At 64.7% G+C, this 17556-nt stretch carries 19 protein-coding genes and 1 pseudogene; 11 read left to right on the forward strand and 9 right to left on the reverse strand.

The genetic code is table 11. The annotated features are described in order from the left end of the window. Nucleotides 1-286: pseudogene (locus tag C5689_RS13690) on the forward strand (hypothetical protein); the annotation flags it as partial. A 198-nt stretch (nucleotides 287-484) separates the two neighbouring features. Next, a complete protein-coding gene (locus C5689_RS13695; protein WP_108917832.1) occupies nucleotides 485-880 on the forward strand; it encodes a DUF3126 family protein in 396 nt (131 codons plus the stop codon). 6 nt (nucleotides 881-886) lie between these two features. On the opposite strand, the gene C5689_RS13700 is transcribed toward C5689_RS13695, so the two are convergent. Both C5689_RS13700 and C5689_RS13705 read right to left on the reverse strand, forming a co-directional pair. After that, the gene (locus C5689_RS13700; protein ID WP_108917833.1) at nucleotides 887-1558 is read right to left on the reverse strand and encodes a hypothetical protein; all 672 of its coding nucleotides are present in this window, start codon (nucleotides 1556-1558) and stop codon (nucleotides 887-889) included. Nucleotides 1559-2076: 518 nt separating this feature from the next. Beyond that, on the reverse strand, nucleotides 2077-2520 hold the full coding sequence (locus C5689_RS13705; RefSeq protein WP_108917834.1) for a DUF6678 family protein: 444 nt from the start codon (nucleotides 2518-2520) through the stop codon (nucleotides 2077-2079). 196 nt (nucleotides 2521-2716) lie between these two features. Between C5689_RS13705 and C5689_RS13710 the strand changes: the two genes are divergently transcribed. Both C5689_RS13710 and C5689_RS13715 read left to right on the forward strand, forming a co-directional pair. Beyond that, a complete protein-coding gene (locus C5689_RS13710) occupies nucleotides 2717-3130 on the forward strand; it encodes an NUDIX domain-containing protein (protein WP_108917835.1) in 414 nt (137 codons plus the stop codon). Nucleotides 3131-3401: 271 nt separating this feature from the next. Then, on the forward strand, nucleotides 3402-3929 hold the full coding sequence (locus C5689_RS13715; protein ID WP_108917836.1) for a gamma carbonic anhydrase family protein: 528 nt from the start codon (nucleotides 3402-3404) through the stop codon (nucleotides 3927-3929). A 42-nt stretch (nucleotides 3930-3971) separates the two neighbouring features. Here C5689_RS13715 and C5689_RS13720 read toward each other — a convergent pair whose 3' ends face one another. Beyond that, the gene (locus tag C5689_RS13720) at nucleotides 3972-4589 is read right to left on the reverse strand and encodes a transglutaminase-like cysteine peptidase (protein WP_108917837.1); all 618 of its coding nucleotides are present in this window, start codon (nucleotides 4587-4589) and stop codon (nucleotides 3972-3974) included. Between the two features lie 387 nt (nucleotides 4590-4976). On the opposite strand from C5689_RS13720, the gene C5689_RS13725 reads away from it, so the two are divergent. Together C5689_RS13725 and C5689_RS13730 are read left to right on the forward strand one after the other, a co-directional pair. After that, a complete protein-coding gene (locus tag C5689_RS13725) occupies nucleotides 4977-5468 on the forward strand; it encodes a Spy/CpxP family protein refolding chaperone (RefSeq protein WP_108917838.1) in 492 nt (163 codons plus the stop codon). A gap of 124 nt (nucleotides 5469-5592) precedes the next feature. Continuing rightward, nucleotides 5593-5964, forward strand: coding sequence for a hypothetical protein (locus tag C5689_RS13730; protein ID WP_108917839.1), 372 nt, complete (start codon nucleotides 5593-5595; stop codon nucleotides 5962-5964). Between the two features lie 16 nt (nucleotides 5965-5980). On the opposite strand, the gene C5689_RS13735 is transcribed toward C5689_RS13730, so the two are convergent. The 3 genes from C5689_RS13735 to recA all read right to left on the reverse strand — a co-directional run bounded on the left by C5689_RS13735 (nucleotide 5981) and on the right by recA (nucleotide 10670). Further along, nucleotides 5981-6409, reverse strand: a complete 429-nt coding sequence (locus C5689_RS13735; RefSeq protein ID WP_108917840.1) for a universal stress protein — start codon at nucleotides 6407-6409, stop codon at nucleotides 5981-5983. Nucleotides 6410-6648: 239 nt separating this feature from the next. Beyond that, nucleotides 6649-9318, reverse strand: a complete 2670-nt coding sequence (gene alaS / locus C5689_RS13740) for an alanine--tRNA ligase (protein ID WP_108917841.1) — start codon at nucleotides 9316-9318, stop codon at nucleotides 6649-6651. Between the two features lie 272 nt (nucleotides 9319-9590). Continuing rightward, nucleotides 9591-10670, reverse strand: coding sequence for a recombinase RecA (gene recA, locus C5689_RS13745; RefSeq protein WP_108917876.1), 1080 nt, complete (start codon nucleotides 10668-10670; stop codon nucleotides 9591-9593). Between the two features lie 310 nt (nucleotides 10671-10980). Here recA and pyrE point away from each other — a divergent pair, with 310 nt between their 5' ends. Then, nucleotides 10981-11574 (forward strand): orotate phosphoribosyltransferase, encoded by a 594-nt coding sequence (gene pyrE / locus C5689_RS13750; RefSeq protein WP_108917842.1) that lies wholly within the window; start codon nucleotides 10981-10983, stop codon nucleotides 11572-11574. Nucleotides 11575-11586: 12 nt separating this feature from the next. Further along, the gene (locus C5689_RS13755; protein ID WP_244594704.1) at nucleotides 11587-11919 is read left to right on the forward strand and encodes a c-type cytochrome; all 333 of its coding nucleotides are present in this window, start codon (nucleotides 11587-11589) and stop codon (nucleotides 11917-11919) included. A 4-nt stretch (nucleotides 11920-11923) separates the two neighbouring features. Here C5689_RS13755 and C5689_RS13760 read toward each other — a convergent pair whose 3' ends face one another. From C5689_RS13760 to C5689_RS13770, 3 genes are all read right to left on the reverse strand, one after another. After that, entirely contained in the window at nucleotides 11924-12376 is a 453-nt protein-coding gene (locus tag C5689_RS13760) for a DUF3617 domain-containing protein (RefSeq protein WP_244594705.1), read from the reverse strand. A gap of 166 nt (nucleotides 12377-12542) precedes the next feature. After that, nucleotides 12543-13034, reverse strand: a complete 492-nt coding sequence (gene lysM, locus C5689_RS13765; RefSeq protein ID WP_036292716.1) for a peptidoglycan-binding protein LysM — start codon at nucleotides 13032-13034, stop codon at nucleotides 12543-12545. Between the two features lie 84 nt (nucleotides 13035-13118). Next, nucleotides 13119-13763, reverse strand: a complete 645-nt coding sequence (locus C5689_RS13770) for an SGNH/GDSL hydrolase family protein (protein ID WP_158271811.1) — start codon at nucleotides 13761-13763, stop codon at nucleotides 13119-13121. An 81-nt stretch (nucleotides 13764-13844) separates the two neighbouring features. On the opposite strand from C5689_RS13770, the gene C5689_RS13775 reads away from it, so the two are divergent. From C5689_RS13775 to C5689_RS13785, 3 genes are all read left to right on the forward strand, one after another. Then, nucleotides 13845-14339: a DUF2165 family protein gene (locus tag C5689_RS13775; protein ID WP_108917843.1), complete on the forward strand. Its 495-nt coding sequence runs from the start codon at nucleotides 13845-13847 to the stop codon at nucleotides 14337-14339. Nucleotides 14340-14462: 123 nt separating this feature from the next. Next, complete coding sequence (locus tag C5689_RS13780) at nucleotides 14463-15734, forward strand: cytochrome-c peroxidase (RefSeq protein WP_108917844.1); 1272 nt, start codon at nucleotides 14463-14465, stop codon at nucleotides 15732-15734. Between the two features lie 102 nt (nucleotides 15735-15836). Further along, the gene (locus tag C5689_RS13785) at nucleotides 15837-17507 is read left to right on the forward strand and encodes a mucoidy inhibitor MuiA family protein (protein WP_108917845.1); all 1671 of its coding nucleotides are present in this window, start codon (nucleotides 15837-15839) and stop codon (nucleotides 17505-17507) included. Nucleotides 17508-17556: the final 49 nt, after the last annotated feature.

Below are 17556 nucleotides of genomic sequence, written 5' to 3' on the forward strand. Positions count from 1 at the left end.
GCCGGGGCCGGGGCATGAGTGGGAGCCGGCTCCCGCCCCGGCTCCCACTCATGCCCCGGCCCCGGCAGAAACGGCTCCCGCTCCGACGCCGGCTCCGGCCCCAACGACCGCCGCTCCCGCGGCGAAGCCCGCCACCGAAGGCAAGGCCGCCCAGGCCGCGCGCCAGAAGAAATGCGGCGCCGAATGGAAGGCGAAGAAGGCCGAGCTGCTGAAGGCCAATCCCAAGGCCACATGGCCGAAATATTGGAGCGAATGCAACAAGCGCCTCAAAGCCGCGGGCGAGTGACCGAGCGAGCGAGGCGAGATTTTCGACAGGCCCGGCGCAGCGCGCGCCGGGCTTTTTCGTTCGAGCGGAGATGGGCGAGCGGAGACGAGCGAGCGCCCGCCCCTCTTGCGGCGCGGCGGCGATTCATGGCACAGGCAGCAGGCCGCGAGACGACGGCGAGGCGCTCGGCAAGAGGCGCGTGAAGCGGGGGAACCGGAATTGGACAAGATCGAGCTGCGTAAGCTGCAGGCCTTCTTGCGCCAGTCGCTCGGCAACGACGGGATTCGCGTGACCGCCGATCCCAAAAATCCCGAGGACGCCGCCGTTCATCTCGGCGAACGCAAGATCGCCTCCATCATGGTGGACGACGAGGACGGCGACCGCTCCTTCGCCTTCGGCATGAAGCTCCCGGTCGGGCGCGAGACGCTGCAATCCTATCTGCGCAAGCTGTTCGAGAACGACAAGCTCACCATCGCCCCGCGCGGCCGCAAGACCGATTCGGTGGAGCTCAACAGCGGCGAAGATTTTCTCGGCGTCATCTCCGCCGACGACGCCAAGCAGACGAGCTACACGCTGCAGATCGCCATTCTCGACTTCGACCTCGACGATTTCTGACAGCGCTCAGCGCGGCCGCGGGGACGCGCCGTCGATCGAGGCCAGAAAGGCGCGCAGGCCCTTCGCCAGCTCCTCCCAATCGCGCAGCAGCGGCGCGGAAAAGCGCGCCTCCACATCCACGGTCTTCCAGCGCAGCGCCCAGATGCAGGGGGCCGAGCCGAGAAAGCCGGCGTCCCGACGCGGGCAGCGCGCGAAGAACGCGCGCCCGTCCGGCGGCGCGAGATAGAGCTGCTCGAGCTCATAGGGCGAGCCGGCCTCGAAGCGCCGCAGGACGAGGCCGCCCGGCCCGCTCCAGACCTCGCTCTCCAGAAAGCGCGCATAGAGACGCGACGGCCGCTCGGCCGGATCGAGCGCCTCCTCGCGCGGCGCGAGCGTGACGAAGACGCGCATCGGATCGAGCTCCTCGGCCGCGCGCCGGCGCGGATCGAGGCTGGGCTTCGGCGGCGGGGCGAAATCGGGAGCCACGGCGATGAAGGAAAGACGATCGACCGCCCCGCCATAGCGCGTCGACTCGTCGCGCGCGTGGGCCGGCGAATAGACGAAGCGCGCATCGCCGAGGCTGGCGGCGACGACGGCCGGCGCGGCCTCGTCGGCTCTTCTGAGGAGGCGAAAGGCGCCTGCGCCGAGAAGCCCCAGCGCGAGAGCGAGAAGGACGAGAACGAGGACGAAGAGACGCATGGCTCTTTGGAAAGAGGAGCGCGGAAGATTCGCGAAGCTTAGCCCATTTTCGCCGGCGCCGCTCGCGCTCGCCGGTAGTGGGTCAGTTTGAATTTCACGTCATGACCCGAAGCCGTCACGCACCTTTGCTGACCTGAAGGTCTCAGATGGGGTGAGAAGCGGAGGCCTATGCTCGGCTACCGCGGAACCAGGGCGTAGCCACTATGAATTTTTCCGCATCCGCTGGCGAAGCGAACGGACCTACCAACCTACCGGAATGCCTGTTCTTGAATGTGGTCCCTTCGACCCATTCCTGCTCGTCGAGATATGTTTCGCCGTTGCGGAACTCCAGCACGTCGGCTGCTCGTTTCCCGTCCTCGCTGTAGAGCTTGAACGCGCTTCGACATTCTTGCTCTGGCATCGGGGGCTCACTCATTCGCCGCCTCTCTGCGTCGGGTCAATCCCAGTCGTTCGACGGTTTGCCTCAGAATGCGCGCTCCTGGCGAGACGTCCCCATTCGGCAACGCGTAACTCTACATTCAACGAGAATGTGTCTCTGTCACGTGTCCCATGATCAATAAACCTCGTTCTGTGAGTTGGACTGGATATTTTCCAAACCCATCGATCGCATTCATGATTGCCTCGACGTCTTGCTCGATTTCTCCATCGGGAACGCCAGGATTGCCCCGCTTATATTTCGCTATACGGGGAACAAGCATCCATTCGATGGAGCGCAAAGGTATCGGGCCGAAGCCAAAGATGTCGACCCAAGGACGCGGGGACCATAAGCCTATCGGGAAATAGACCCTTTTTTCTTCGGTAACGTCGATAAATTTCACGATGCAATATTCCAGCCGCCACTCGGGCTTGTTGAGTTCCGAAAACACTTTCCGCCATTTCGTATCCGACATGAGCGAGGCGTGCGCGCGCGCCTGGACCCTGCGGCCAACGCACTGAAGTTCCTCACGCCCATGTGTCGCCATACCAGCACTCCTCCGCGCTAAAAAATACCTGCATAAAATTGCCTTCGCACGGCGCGAATTTTGCTCGGCGGCCCCTTTAAAGAATAGCGATTATGAGGGTAGGATTCCGGTAATCAATAGGGCTCCGAAAATTCGGACCGCACCGCCGGACACTACTTACGCCCCATTTGCTGCATTGGGAAGGCATTGTTGCTCGATGTACCAAGTGGAAAAAGTGTGCCTCGTCGTGATCCGAACGTTTGAGTGCGGGCTGGAAGTCCTTGCCTTTGTGCATCCTTCGGCTGGGAAGCAGTTCGTGAAGGGAACGATCGAAACAGGAGAGACGCCGGTCGAAGCTGCCGAGCGCGAGTTGCGAGAAGAAAGCGGACTGACCATTCAGTCGCCATTGATGTACCTCGGACAACACCAGATCGGAGCTGATCGTCAGCTGTGGCATTTCTTCCATTTTCGTTCTTCTGGCCTACCCGACACTTGGCAACATAAGGCTGAGGACGACCACGGTCATACTTTCTCATTCTTCTGGCATCCGATCGATTTGCCGCTTGATCGAGACTGGCATCCGCTCTTTCACGAGGCCTTTGAGTTCTTTGCGCCTCTTGTACCTCACTAATGTCCATACATGGCGCGACGCGGGAACGGCCAAGCGCGACCTATGCCGGACACGATGGATGAAACGTGATGGAAATTACAGTGATCGATAGGATGCGCTCGTCGAACCGCCAGGAGCTGTTGACGCTCCTTGCGACGTCGATCACGGAAATGACCATTCAAACCGACCCATAACGCGGTTTCCTCTTCGCGGCAAAAACTCTAGAAAGTCCGGCGAAGCCCCTGCGCGTCTCTCCGAGACGTCGCCGAAAGGGGCGCGGGAGACGAGGATCATGCCGCTCTACAAGCTCGACGGCGTCGCGCCGCGCGTGCCGGCTTCCGGCCGTTTTTGGGTCGCGCCGGACGCTCGGATCATCGGCCGCGTGCAGCTCGACGAAGACGCCAACATATGGTTCGGCTGCGTGCTGCGCGGCGACAATGAATGGATTGCCGTCGGCGCCCGCACCAATGTCCAGGACAACTGCATTTTCCATACGGATATGGGCTTTCCGCTGACCATCGGCGCCGATTGCACCATCGGCCATGGCGTCATTCTGCACAGCTGCGTCATCGGCGAGGCGAGCCTCGTCGGCATGGGCGCGACGATCCTCAATGGCGCGAAAATCGGCCGCAACTGCCTCGTCGGGGCCAATTCGCTGGTGACGGAAAACAAGGAATTCCCGGACAACAGCCTGATCGTCGGCTCGCCGGCCCGCGTCGTACGCACGCTCGACGAGGGCGCGCTGGCGCGCAATCTCGAATCGGCGAAGCATTATGTCGAGAACGCCGAGCGCTATGCGAAAGGGCTGGAGGCGATCTGACCGTCCCGGCGCGCCCTTCGCGGGGGCGCGCCGACCGCCGGCTCAGCGCGCGGCGAAGCGGGGCGCGTTCGGATCGTCGATCGCCACCCAGACATTCTGATCGAGCTGCGACTGCCGCTTGACGAAACGATAGGGCGTGTTGGTCCAAGGGCGCACGGCGTCGTTCATATTGTCGAGGACGAACTCGCCGCGATTGGTCTTGACTGTCAGAATCGCGTGACCGTCGCCATTCTTCTCCTTGACCACCGTCATCAGCAGCGCGGCGCGCGGATAGCCGAGCTCGACCAGCAGACGGCGCTTCATCAGCGCATAATCCTCGCAATCGCCCTTGCCGTCGGCGGGATAGTCCCAGCGATCGACGACGCCCCAATGCTCCATGTCGGAGACGGGCTCGATCGCGTGATTGACCTTCGCGTTGATGCGCTGGAGGTCCTTGTAGGCCTTGGCGGTGAGATCGATATCGCGCGGAGCGGAGGCGTCGACGTCGCATTCGCCGCGATAGCGATGACAAAAGTCCAGCCATCCGTATGGGACGCTGGTCTCGGCTCCGAGAGCCGCATGGAGCAGGGGCTCGGAGGCTGCGCGCGCAGGCGCTCCCCAGAAGGAGAATGCGCCGGCCAGCGCCGCGCTCATCGTCAGTCTCGCCACTCTACGCAACATTCTCGTCGTCTCCCCGATGTGAAGACGAGAATAGATTTATTGTTTTGCCCGCTCCGTAAGTAGATAGCTCAGTTTTTCAGCGAACACGTTTAGATTTTATGGGTTTTTTCGTAAGTATAACGAATTGCGACCGAAATAGGCGAAATTTCGCGGTATTTTCGATATGCTATTGAAAATATGCGATATCGATGGCCGCCCGAGGGGCCGCCGCGGATCGTTCGAGGCGCCGCGCCTGCTCTCGCGGGGCCCATTCGTTAACGCCGGAGCCCTATTCGTCGTTAACGGGCTCGCCTCGGCGGCGGCGGGGGAAATCACGGCGGCGGCCATGGTTCGGTCTCAAAGGCGGCGTAAGAACTCGAGCCGGGTTTCCATCGGGGTTCGACGACGATGTTGCTGCGCTTTGCAATTGCCTTGGCGGCGAGCTTTCTCGCCTTCGTAGTCTGCGACGCGCCGATCGCCGAGCCGCTCAACCGTGTGGCGGAAAATCCCTTTGTCGCGCGCCGCAGCCCGCTCGAGAGCCATATGGACGAATGGCGGCTCGCTCTGCGTCTCTCGGGTGAGCAGGACCGGCTGTTCTCCACTTTCGCGGAGCAATTGCATATCGTGGTTCGGGACCGCGACGCCGCCATCGTCGCCGCCGCGATCGACCGCAATCGGGAGGGCGCGCCGCGCGATCCCGGCGAACCGCTCCGCGCGCGCGCCGATCGTCTGAGCCGCCATGTGGAGAATTTACGCGCGCTCGCCGACGCCGAAACGAGCTTCTTCGCCTCTCTGTCCGTCGAGCAGCGACGCACAGCGGATCGCGTCATGCCGCGCGATGTGCTCGGCGCTCATGACCTGTTCCGCCGCCGCGGAATTCGCCCGGACCGAAATGGCTAGAATTTCCATGCGCACGCTCGCCGCAGCCCCCTCCCCTCGTCGGACGCAGGGAATGAAATCCGTTTCGGACGCCCGCGCCGCGCGCTGTGGGGGACTTCGGGTTCTTTTGGCCTGCGCTCTCTCTATGATGGCGCTCGCGCCTGCGGCCTCCGCCGCCAATGGCCCCGACAGGCCGCCGACCTTCGAGCCCGCCGCCCCGCCCGCGCTCGCCGGAAAATCGGCGCAGCCGGCGCAAGCGCGCAAGCGCCTGACCAAATTCGAGGCGCGACGCATTCGTCACGCCTGCCAGGGGCGCGCCAATGAGCGCGGCCTCGGCGGCCCCGAGCGCGAAGCTTTTTTGGGTCGCTGCTATTTCGGCCGCGTCTCGACCCGCGTCGAGCGCCAGCAATGCCGCCAGGAGGCGGCGGCGCGCGGCGTCGAGCGAGGGAGCCTGCGCGCCTATATCCGCGACTGCGTGCGGGACCGTCTGCGCGCCAGGGAAGAGAGAAAGAACTGATAGGCGGCCGGCGCGCTCAGCGCCGCACCACCAGCACCGAGCATTTGGCGTGGCGCACGATCGTCTTGGCGTTGGAGCCGAGAAGATAGGTCGACATCGCCGGCCGATGCGAGCCGAGCACGATGAGATCGGCGCCCCACTCTTGCGCTTCCGCGAGCACCTCCGGATAGATGGCGCCGAAACGCACCACTGTCGTCACCTTGTTCTTGGGATAGTCGAGCTTGGCGGCGACATCGGCGATTTCCTGCTCCGCCGCGGTGCGCAATTCCTCGTCGAAATTCGGCGGGATGTAATCGAGAAACGCCACCGGCACGAGAGATTGCACATTGACGAGGCGAAGTTCGGGCTGCGCCTGGCCTTTGGCCAATGCGAGCGCTTCGTCGAGCGCGAGGCGCGTCAGCTCCGGCTCTGTCAAATCGAGGGGAATGAGGATTTTCTCATGCATGGGCGCTCCTCCGCTCGGGTAACCAACCGATCATGGCCCCGAGATCGTGATGTAAGGCTCGCGCTCCGGCGTTTCAGCGCTCTAGCGCGCGACCGAACGTCGCGCGCGGAACGGTCGCCTCTTACGATGGGACGACGTCGGCCGGCGCGCCGCCAGCCGATTATATGGCGTCCGACTCGCGATTGCGCTGCGGGAAAATATTTAGGAGACGAGTGACGCCGGCGCGATCGCTCTCGGCTTCACTGCGCGGCCTTTTGGCGGAGCGTCTCCTCGACCGCCGCGAGCGCCGCATCGAGCGCCGAAGCGTCGGGACCGCCGGCCTGGGCGAGATCGGGCCGCCCTCCTCCGCCCTTGCCGCCGAGCTTCTCGGAAGCGGCGCGCACCAGATCGATGGCGTTGAAGCGGGCGGTGAGATCGGCGGTGACGCCGACGACAACTCCGGCCTTGCCGTCCGTGGAGGCGTTGGCGATGGCGACGACGCCGGAGCCGATCGTCTTCTTGGCCTCGTCGACGAGGGACTTCAAATCCTTCGCGTCTATGCCGCCGACGGCTTTGGCGAACAGCTTGATTCCAGCGACGTCGCGAACGGGCTCCGCCGCGCCATTGCCGCCGCCGCCGCCCATGGCGAGCTTGCGCTTGGCGTCGGCGAGCTCGCGCTCCAAAGTCTTGCGCTCCTCGATGAGGCTGGCCAGCCGCGCCGGGGCTTCCTCGACGGAGGCGCGGACGAGAGCGGCGATCTCGCGCAGCGCCTTGGCCTCGGAGACGAGCTGCGCGCGGGCGCCTTCCGCCGTCTTCGCCTCGATGCGGCGCACGCCCGAGGCGACCGCGCCCTGCGAGACGACGCTGATGAGGCCGATGTCGCCGGTGCGGCGCACATGCGTGCCGCCGCAGAGTTCGACGGAAAAGGCGCGATCGGCGTCGACGGGCGCATGGCCCATGGCGACGACGCGCACCTCGTCGCCATATTTTTCGCCGAACAAAGCGCGGGCGCCGGAACGAATGGCCTCGTCCTGGCCCATCAGCCGGGTTTCGACCGGGGCGTTGTCCTGCACCACTTCGTTGGCGATCTGCTCGACGGCGGCGATCTCTTCCTCGGTCAATGGCTTGGGATGGGTGAAGTCGAAGCGCAGCCGATCCGGCGCGACGAGCGAGCCCTTTTGCGCGACATGATCGCCGAGCACGCGGCGCAGCGCCTCGTGCAGAATATGCGTCGCCGAATGATTGGCGCGCACGGCGTTGCGGCGAGCGTGCTCGACCTCGAGCTCGAGCGCGAGACCAGGCGTGAGCGCGCCCTCCTCCACCACGCCCTCGTGAACGAAGAGGCCGTGAACCTTCTTTTGCGTGTTGGTGACGCGAAAGCGCACGCCCTTGGCGCGCATCACGCCGATGTCTCCGATCTGGCCGCCGGATTCCGCGTAGAAGGGCGTCTGATTGAGCAGCACGGCGCCGCGCGCGCCGGTCTCGAGCCGGAAGGTCTCCGCCCCTTCGTGGAGAAGGGCGACGATCTGGCCCTCGGACTTCTCCCGGTCATAGCCGAGAAACTCGGTCGCGCCGAGACGCTCCTCGAGCGCGAACCAGACGGCCTCGGTCGCCGTCTCGCCAGAGCCGGCCCAGGCCTTGCGCGCCTCGGCGCGCTGGCGCTCCATGGCGGTCTCGAAAGCGGCCTTGTCGACGACAATGCCGCGCGGACGCAGCGCATCCTCGGTGAGATCGAGCGGAAAGCCGTAAGTGTCGTAGAGCTTGAACGCCGTTTCGCCGGAGAAGCTCGCGCCGGCCGTGAGCGAGGCGCTCTCCTCGTCGAGGATCGAGAGGCCGCGCACGAGAGTCTGGCGGAAACGCGTCTCCTCGGTCAGCAGAGTGTCGCGAATGAGGCTTTCGGCGCGGGTCAGCTCGGGATAGGCGAGGCCCATTTCGGAAACCAGCTCGCCGACGAGGCGATGCATCAAAGGCTCGGCGGCGCCGAGAAGCTGCGCATGGCGCATGGCGCGGCGCATGATTCGGCGCAGCACATAGCCGCGGCCCTCATTCGAAGGCGTCACGCCATCGGCGACGAGAAAGGCCGACGCGCGCAGATGATCGGCGATGACGCGGTGGCTCGCCGCCTGCGGTCCGGCGGAATCGACGCTTGTCGCCTCCGCGACGGCGCCGATGAGGCGCCGGAAGAGATCGACCTCGAAGACCGATTGCACGCCCTGCAGCAGCGCGGCGATTCGCTCGAGGCCCATGCCCGTGTCGATGGAGGGACGCGGCAGCGGCGCGCGCTCGCCCGGCGCGATCTGCTCATATTGCATGAAGACGAGGTTCCAGAACTCCAGGAACCGATCGCCATCCTCGTCCGGGCTGCCGGGCGGGCCGCCGGCGACGCTGTCGCCCTGATCGAAGAAAATCTCGGAGCAAGGGCCGCAGGGGCCGACGTCGCCCATGCTCCAGAAATTATCTGCGGTGGGAATGCGGATGATGCGATCGTCAGAAAAGCCGGCGATCTTTTTCCACAGCGAAAAGGCTTCGTCGTCGTCGTGATAGACGGTGACCAGCAGCTTTTCGCGCGGCAGGGCCAGCTCGCGGGAGACGAAATTCCAGGCGAGTTCTATGGCGCCTTCCTTGAAATAATCGCCGAAAGAGAAATTGCCGAGCATCTCGAAAAAGGTCAGATGCCGCGCCGTATAGCCGACATTGTCGAGATCATTGTGCTTGCCGCCGGCGCGCATACATTTTTGCGCGGTGGCGGCGCGCGCGTAATGGCGCTTCTCGAAGCCGGTGAAGACATTCTTGAACTGCACCATGCCGGCGTTGGTGAACATCAGCGTGGGGTCGTTCTGCGGGACGAGCGGCGAGGATGCGACCTTCTCGTGTCCATTGCGCGAGAAATAGTCGAGGAAGGTCGAACGGATCTGGTTGACGCCACTCATATCGGTTCTTGTCGCCCGCTTGTTCGGCTCGAAAAGCCATCGAACGCGCGCTCGGCCGTAACCGTCGCAGGGAAAAGGAAAAGGCCCGGCGCGAACCGAGCCCTTCTAGAGCATTTGTCCGCGAAGTGGAACAGGCGGCGCGGCTCGCGGAAGGGGATGACGCTTCGGAAGTCTTCGCGCCGCCACCCCACCCCGGACGGCCACGCCGTCCGACCCTCCCGCTGAAGGGGAGGGTGGGCCGTCCTCGCTTCACCTTCGGGCGATCGCTCGACTCACTCCTCGCCGGCGTCGCCCTCGCCCTCGCCGCCGGCGTCGAGAATGCGCTCGGCGATGAGGCCGGAATTTTCGCGGATCGCCTGCTCGATCCGCTCGGCCGCCTCTTTGTTCTGCTTGAGAAAGGTCTTGGCGTTCTCGCGGCCTTGGCCGAGTCGCTGGCTGTCGTAGGAGAACCAGGCGCCGGACTTCTCGACGACACCGGCCTTCACGCCGAGGTCGATCAACTCGCCGACCTTGGAGACGCCCTCGCCATACATGATGTCGAACTCGACCTGCTTGAAAGGCGGGGCCACCTTATTCTTGACCACCTTCACGCGGGTCTGGTTGCCAGTGACCTCGTCGCGGTCCTTGATGGAGCCGATGCGGCGAATGTCGAGACGCACGGAAGCGTAGAACTTCAAGGCGTTGCCGCCCGTGGTCGTCTCCGGCGAGCCATACATGACCCCGATCTTCATGCGGATCTGATTGATGAAGATGACGAGCGTGTTGGAGCGCGAGATGGAGGCGGTGAGCTTGCGCAGCGCCTGGCTCATCAGGCGGGCCTGCAGGCCGGGCTGCACCTCGCCCATCTCCCCCTCGATCTCGGCGCGCGGCGTCAGCGCGGCGACCGAATCGATGATGAGCACATCCACCGCGCCGGAGCGCACGAGCGTGTCGGTGATCTCCAGCGCCTGCTCGCCCGTATCGGGCTGGGAGATCAGCAGCTCCTCGAGATTGACGCCGAGCTTGCGGGCGTAGACCGGATCGAGCGCATGTTCGGCGTCGACGAAGGCGCAGACGCCGCCCTTCTTCTGCGCCTCGGCGATCACATGCAGCGCCAGAGTGGTCTTGCCCGAAGATTCCGGCCCGTAAATCTCGACGATGCGGCCGCGCGGCATTCCGCCGACGCCGAGCGCTATGTCGAGGCCGAGCGAGCCGGTGGAGATCGTCTCGATCTCGACGGCCTTCTGATTCTTGCCGAGCCGCATGATCGAGCCTTTGCCGAAGGCCCGCTCGATCTGCGACAAAGCGGCGTCCAGCGCCTTGGTCTTGTCCACGGATGTTCCTTCCACGAGGCGGAGATTGGCTTGGCTCACGGCGATGATTCCTTCTGGCACGGGGCGGGCGGCAGGCGCAACGCGAGATGCGGCCCTGAAGCGAAAGAGCGGTGAAAGACTTGTGAGGATCGGACCGGTATCGGACGCGAAGATCGGATGGGCAGATTGTATCGCATTTGTTCTCTTCGCCAAGTTCTTTTTTTGTTCCGCTCGCATTTTTCGCCCCGCCTCCCGCGCCGGCGCGGGCCGAGGGAAGGAACCGGCTTGAAGTCCGCGAGTTCCTCGGCGTAAGGGACGCGAGCCGGCGCCCGGCGCCGTTCTTCTATCGACAGCGGAGTTTCGACAGCCAATGAGCGATTTGCGCGCTTCCCGTCCCGACGCCGTTCTCGATCCCGCCGATCCGCGCTGGGGGCGGCTGCATCGGCTGATCGACACGCATTCGCTGCTGCGCGGCGATTTCACGCTCTCCTCGGGCCGCAAGAGCAATTATCTCTTCCAGCTGCGCCAGACGACCATGCTGCCGGAGGGCGCGCATCTCATCGCCGATATCGTCGTCGACTATATGAAGGCGCTGGGAATAAAGGGCGTCGGCGGGCTGGCCGTGGGCGCCGTGCCCATGGTGGCGGCCATCGCCGCGGTGAGCTTTCCCAAAGGCGCGCCGGTCGAGGCTTTCTTCGTGCGCAAGGAGGCCAAGGGCCATGGCGCCAAGGAGCGTATCGACGGCTATGTGCCCAAGGGCGGCGAATCGCTGATCGTGGACGATGTGGCGACGACGGGCGGCTCTATATTGGAGGCCATCGCCGGCATGACGGAAGAGCATCCAGAGGCGAAAGCGACGCGCGCGCTGGTGGTGATCGACCGCGAGGAAGGCGCCGCGGAAAAGCTCGCCGAAAAGGGAATCACGCTGGCGTCGATCTTCAAGCGGAGCGATTTCACCATATAGAGGAGCTGCGACATGATTTGCCCGACGCCGATGATTTTTGCATTAGTCGCTTCCATAGCCGTCGCGGCGCCCGCGGCCGCGCAATCGAGCGATCCGACGGCCGGGCGACGCCTCGCCGCCTCGCTCTGCGTCGAATGTCACCGCATAGACGACAAGACGCCGGCCAAGGACGAAGCCTCCAAGGCGCCGAGCTTCGTCGATGTGGCGCGCATGCCCTCGACGACCGAGCTGGCGATCAAGGTTTTCCTGCGCAGCTCGCATCGCAACATGCCCAATCTCATCCTCACGCCGGACGAGATCGACTCGCTCGCCGCCTATATCGTCGGCCTCGCGCCGAAGCATTGACGCCTCAGGGCTGCGGACATTCCGGGCGAAGATATTTCGCGTCTATGGTGAAGCCCGAGCGCTCGCGCGTGACGCCGCTCTTTTGCGTGAGCGTCGTCTTCGATTGCGCGCGATACCAGCTCGAGAAATCGCCGGTGAACAAGAGGCTCGTCACTTCGCGCGCGCCATGGAGATCGCAGGAGAAGGTGACGATGACCTCGCCGCCCTGCGCGGATTCGACGCTCGGCTTGGTGCAATTGTCCTGCGGAACGCCGAGCAGGCCGTCGCTCGCCTCGATGCAGACGTCATGCGCCTGCAATCCCACTTCCGGCGATATGGTCTTTATGCGCCACAGGCCGGGACGACGCTGCGGGAGATCATCCGCGCGCACCGAGGACGCGCCCGCGACGACGGCGAGAGACAAGGTCGCAGCGAGCATGGCGAGATGCGGCGCGCGACGATAGATGCGGAGGTTCAACGCTTCGCCTCGATCTATGATCTTTTACGGCGCGGAATATGTGACGCGCGCCTTTGCGAGGCAATTCGTTTTCGATATCGCGCGCGATTTCGAGAATAGCTCCCGCGTGCGCATCCCTATTTTTCCCGCATGACGCGGCCTCCCGAAGGAGGCCGCGCGACAGAGATCAGGCCTGGCCGGCGGCGCCTTGGGCCTTGGGAATGCGCAGCACCTGGCCGGGATAGATCTTGTCGGGGTCAGAGAGCAGCGGCCGATTGGCGGCGAAAATCTCCTCGTATTTTCCGCCCTTGCCCTGGCCATATTGCGTCTCGGCGATCTTCCACAGCGTGTCGCCTTGGCGCACCTTGTAGAAGAAGGATTCCGTCTCCTGCTTGCCGACGACGATATTGCTCTCGACCTGCGAGACGCCCTTGGTGTTGCCGACGGCGAGCACGATCTTCTCGGCGTCGCTGGTGGAGGCCGCCTTGCCGCCGAGCTTCACCTTGTCGCCCTCGACCGAGATTTCGATCTTGGAGGCGTCGAGACCTTTCTTCTCGATCTCCTTCTTCAGCTCATCGGCGGGCGCGGCGGCGTTCTCGGTCGCGCCCTTGGGCGACGGCGCATTCTTGTCGATCTGCTCGCCGCTCTTCGAGTTGTTCCAGAAATTGAAGAGACCCATTTTTACGACCTCCTTCGCGCTTTGGCGTGAGCGCGAGCGCCGGTGGAATTGCGCCCGCGCCGCGTTACATAGGGCGCGCCGCGCTCAGGCGAGCCCATCGCGAAGAAGGCGCTCGCGCGCCGCCTGCACCCATAGCTTTGCGGCGAGCGGCGAGAAATGCAGGCCGTCATCGGTCATCTCGGCCCGCCGCGCGCCGTCTTGCGAAAGCTGCGGCGCGAGATCGACGACCGCGAGCCCGCGCGCTTCGGCGAGCGCGCGCATCAGCCGATTCATCTCGTCTATGCGCGGCGCCTGCGCCGCGTCGGCGATATGGGGCGCGAGCATCAGAACGCCGCGCGCATCCTCCGGCAGGCGGCGCAGCAGCGCGCGAAAATCATGGTCGATCTGCGTGAGCGGCGCCGCGTCGAAAAGAAGATCGTTCAAGCCGCCGTCGATGACGAAGCAGCGCGCGCCCATCATGCGCGCCTCGACGATTAGCGCGCCTATATCCTTCAGCGTCGCGCCGCCGAGGGAAAGGCGCAGCACGTCGAAGGGCCGCCGACGCAGCGGGCGCCAATCGCATTGCGCCGCGAGACTGTCGCCGACAATGGCGTAGCGCGGCGGCCGCAGACGCGCGACCCGCCGATGCAGCGCGATACGAAAGGCGCGCCGCGCGCCGGCGTCGGAGACGACGAGCAGCGCGCCGAGGAGCAGCAGGAGAAAGACGAAAATGAAAAGAATTTGCGTCACTGTCGCGATCATCGCCCTCGCCGCCTCGCCCGCGTCATCGGCGGGACATAGATCGGAATCGACTCCGGGGAGGACCCACGCATGATCGCCCGCATCGCCAAGATCCTGCTCACCGCCTGCGCCGGCCTGCTCGGCCTCGTCACCGGGCTCGGCAATATTTTCGATTATGGCACGAATTTCGAGGTCCTTCGCCATGTCGTCTCCATGGACACGACTCACGCCGACGCCGCGCTGATGAGCCGCGCCATTCTCTCCGACACGCTGCAGCGGCTGTTCTATGCCGGGATCATCGCGACGGAGCTCGCCTATGGGGCGCTCTGCCTCTATGGCGCGCTGCGGCTTTTTGGCGCACGAAAGGGCGATGCGGCGCGCTTCGAAGCGGCGAAACAATGGGCCATAGGCGGGCTCGCGCTCGGCTTCGCGCTCTATTTTTTCGGCTTCATGATCATCGGCGGCGAATGGTTCCAGATGTGGCGTTCCATTGATTGGAACTTCCAGCAGCCGGCCTTTCGATTCATCGGCTCGCTCGGCCTCATCCTGCTCTTCGTCGCTCAGCCGGAGCCCCCGCGCGGCTGAAGCGGCGAGAGCATTGTTTGGAACCGATCCAATCTATGGAGTTTGACGGAATTAGCGCTTCTTCACTAGATTTCGCGCGCCTCGCTCATTCGGAGAGTCCGCTCTCCCGATTGGAGACTCTCAATGGCGCTCGCCATTCGATCGCGCCTCTCGATAGTGTCGCGCGCCTTTTTCTTTCTGCTCGCCGCGGCCGCGCCGGCGGCGAGCTTCGAATCGACGACGAGCGACGCGCGGGCGGCCGATGAAGCCGGCCTCACGCCGCGCGAGCTGCTGGGCAAGCGGATTTTCGAGGACAAGAGCCTGTCCGAGCCCGCCGGCCTCTCCTGCGCCTCCTGCCACGATCCCGCCAAGGCGTTTCAAGGCAATAACGGCTCGCCCGTCGCGGCGCTGGCGCGCGGCAGCCGGCCGGATGCGCTCGGAACGCGCAAGACGCCTTCGCTCGCTTACGTCTCCTTCAGCCCGCGCTTTCATTTCATGAAGAAGGAGGACGAGGAGACCGGCGCGACCGAGCTCGTTCCCGCCGGCGGCCAATTCTGGGACGGACGCGCGGATGATCTGGCTGCGCAAGTGGAAGGGCCGCTGCTCAATCCGCGCGAGATGAACAATCCGTCGAGAGCCGCCGTCGTCGAGAAGATCAAATCCGGCGCCTATGCCGATCTCGCGCGGCGCGTCTATGGCGCGAAGATTTTCGACAGCGACGCCGCTTTCGACAAATTGGCGCGCGCCGTCGCCGCCTATGAGAGCAGCGCGCGCTTTCATCCCTTCTCGTCCAAATTCGACGATGTTCTGCGCGGCCGCGAGAAATTGACCGCTGAAGAAGCAAAGGGCTTCGCTCTGTTCAAGGACAAGAACAAGGGCAATTGCCTCGCCTGCCATGTCGGCGAGGAGAAATCGCGCCGGCCGCAAGACTGGCTGTTCACCGATTTCAGCTATGACGCGCTGGGCGCGCCGCGCAACGCCGCCATTCCCGACAACAAAGACCCGGCCTTTGTCGATCTCGGCCTCTGCAAACGCGAGGGCCTCGCGAAGATCGCGCCGAAAGGCTTCGACATCGACAGTCTCTGCGGCCAGTTCAAGGCGCCGAGCTTGCGCAATGTCGCCGTGACCGGGCCCTATCTGCACAATGGCGTTTTCGCCAGCCTGCGCGATGTCGTCGCCTATTATGCGACGCGCGACACCGACCCTGCGCGCTGGTATCCGAAAAAGGACGGCGCGACCGCGAAATACGACGATCTGCCGGAGAAGTTCCACGACAATGTGAACGTCAAGGAAGTTCCCTATGATCGCAAGCCGGGCGAGACGCCGCGGCTCGACGAGGGCGAAATCGACGCCATCGTCGCCTTTCTGCGCACGCTGACCGATCGGCCCGCGCCGGTCGCCAGAGCCGAGAAATAAAGCCGAGAAACAGAACGTCTCCGGCCGAAGCGCCGGCTCCGCCGCGAAAAGGACATAAGCATCGGGCCGGATGGCTCCGTCTTTCCTCGAGGAGGCGGCCCCATGCGGCTTCGTGTTTCCGCTCTCGTTTGCGTATCATCGATCGCGCTGTCCTCCGCATGGGCGAAGGAGACGATCGTCGAGGCGGCCTCGGCGGTCGAAGGCGTCGTCGTTCATCCCGACGCCGCGACGGTGACGCGCAGAGCGACGATCGATCTTCCCGCGGGGGCTTCGACCATCGTGCTCGCGAACCTGCCCGCCGGGCTCGACGCCGATTCGCTGCGCGTCTTTGGCGAAGCCGATGGCCGCGTGACGATCGGCGCCGTCGAGACGCGATTCGCTCCGGCGGATGCGCGCGCGCCGGATACGGCGATCGAGATCAAGCTGAAGCAATTGCGCCGGGCGCGCGAGAGCCTGCAGGCGACGCTGGATGCGCTCGCCGGCAAGCAGGCGATGATCGTGCGCTATTCGCAGGCCGGGCCGGAGAAGCTCGGGCCCGAGGCGCGCCCTCTCGCGATCGGCGAATGGAACGCCGCTTTCGAGACGATCGGCGCCGCGCTGGCCAAGACCGGCGAAGAATTACGCACGGCGCGCGCCAGGGCCAAGGATCTCGACGATGAGATTCATGCGCTCGAAGCGGGAGGCGGCGAACGCAAAATGCAGCGCCCGGCGCGCGAGGTCGCGATCGCCGTGGAATCGGCGAGCGGCGGAAAGCTGCGATTGACGCTCACCTATCTCGTCGCCGGCGCCTCTTGGCGGCCCGCCTATGACGCGCGGCTCGACACCGGCGGCAAGGACGGCAAGCCGCAGATCGAGCTCACCCGTCGCGCCGCGGTGACGCAGAACACGGGCGAGGACTGGAGCGACGTCGCGCTCTCCGTCTCGACGACGCGCGCGCATCGCGGCGCATCGGCGCCGGATGTGCAGCCGCAGCGCGTCGGCTTCTACGAGCCGCCCGTTCTCTATGCGGAAAAGCTCGCCGCTCCGGTCGCCGCAGCGCCCGAGCGCCAATTGCGCAGAGCCGACGCCAGGGCTTCGGCGCCCGCGCCCGTCCCCTTGGAACAGCAGACGGCAACGCTCGAATCCAACGCCTATCAGGCCAGCTTCAACATCGCGGGCCGCGTCGGCGTCCCCGGCGACGGAAGCTCGAAGAGTTTCATTCTCTCGTCGCGCCGCATCGAGCCGACGCTCGCCGCGCATATCGCGCCGGCGCAAGATCCGACCGCCTTTCTCGAGGCGCGCATCGTCAATGACGAGGACGCGCCGCTGCTGCCCGGCCCCGTCGCCGTGCAGCGCGACGGCGTTCATGTCGGGCAGAGCCGCATCGCTTTCGTCGCGCCCGGCGAGGCGGTCGAGCTCGGCTTCGGCGCCGACGACAAGATCAAGGTGACGCGCGCGCCGGTCAAGCGCGTCGAAAACGAGCCGAGCTGGTTCGGCCAGACCAAATATGAGACGCGCGACTTCAAGACGACGATTCGCAATCTGCATGATTTCGTCGTCCCGGTGACGGTGGTCGATCGAACGCCTTTTTCCGAAAACACGGCCATTACGGTGGAGACGCTGCCACAGACCACTGCGCCCACGACGAAGCAGGTGGCGGACAAGCGCGGCGTGATGGCCTGGAGCTTCGACGCCAAGCCCGGCGAGACGAAAGAGCTGCGCCTCGCCTATCGGGTCAAATGGCCGGCGGAGCGCGACATTGTGACACAGCCGGCGCCGATCGCGCAGAGATGACGGACTTGAAAGGGACTTCGGCGTAGCCATTTGTGTGGTGTCGCGGCGC

The organism is Methylosinus sporium (assembly GCF_003113265.1).
Lineage (GTDB): Bacteria > Pseudomonadota > Alphaproteobacteria > Rhizobiales > Beijerinckiaceae > Methylosinus > Methylosinus sporium.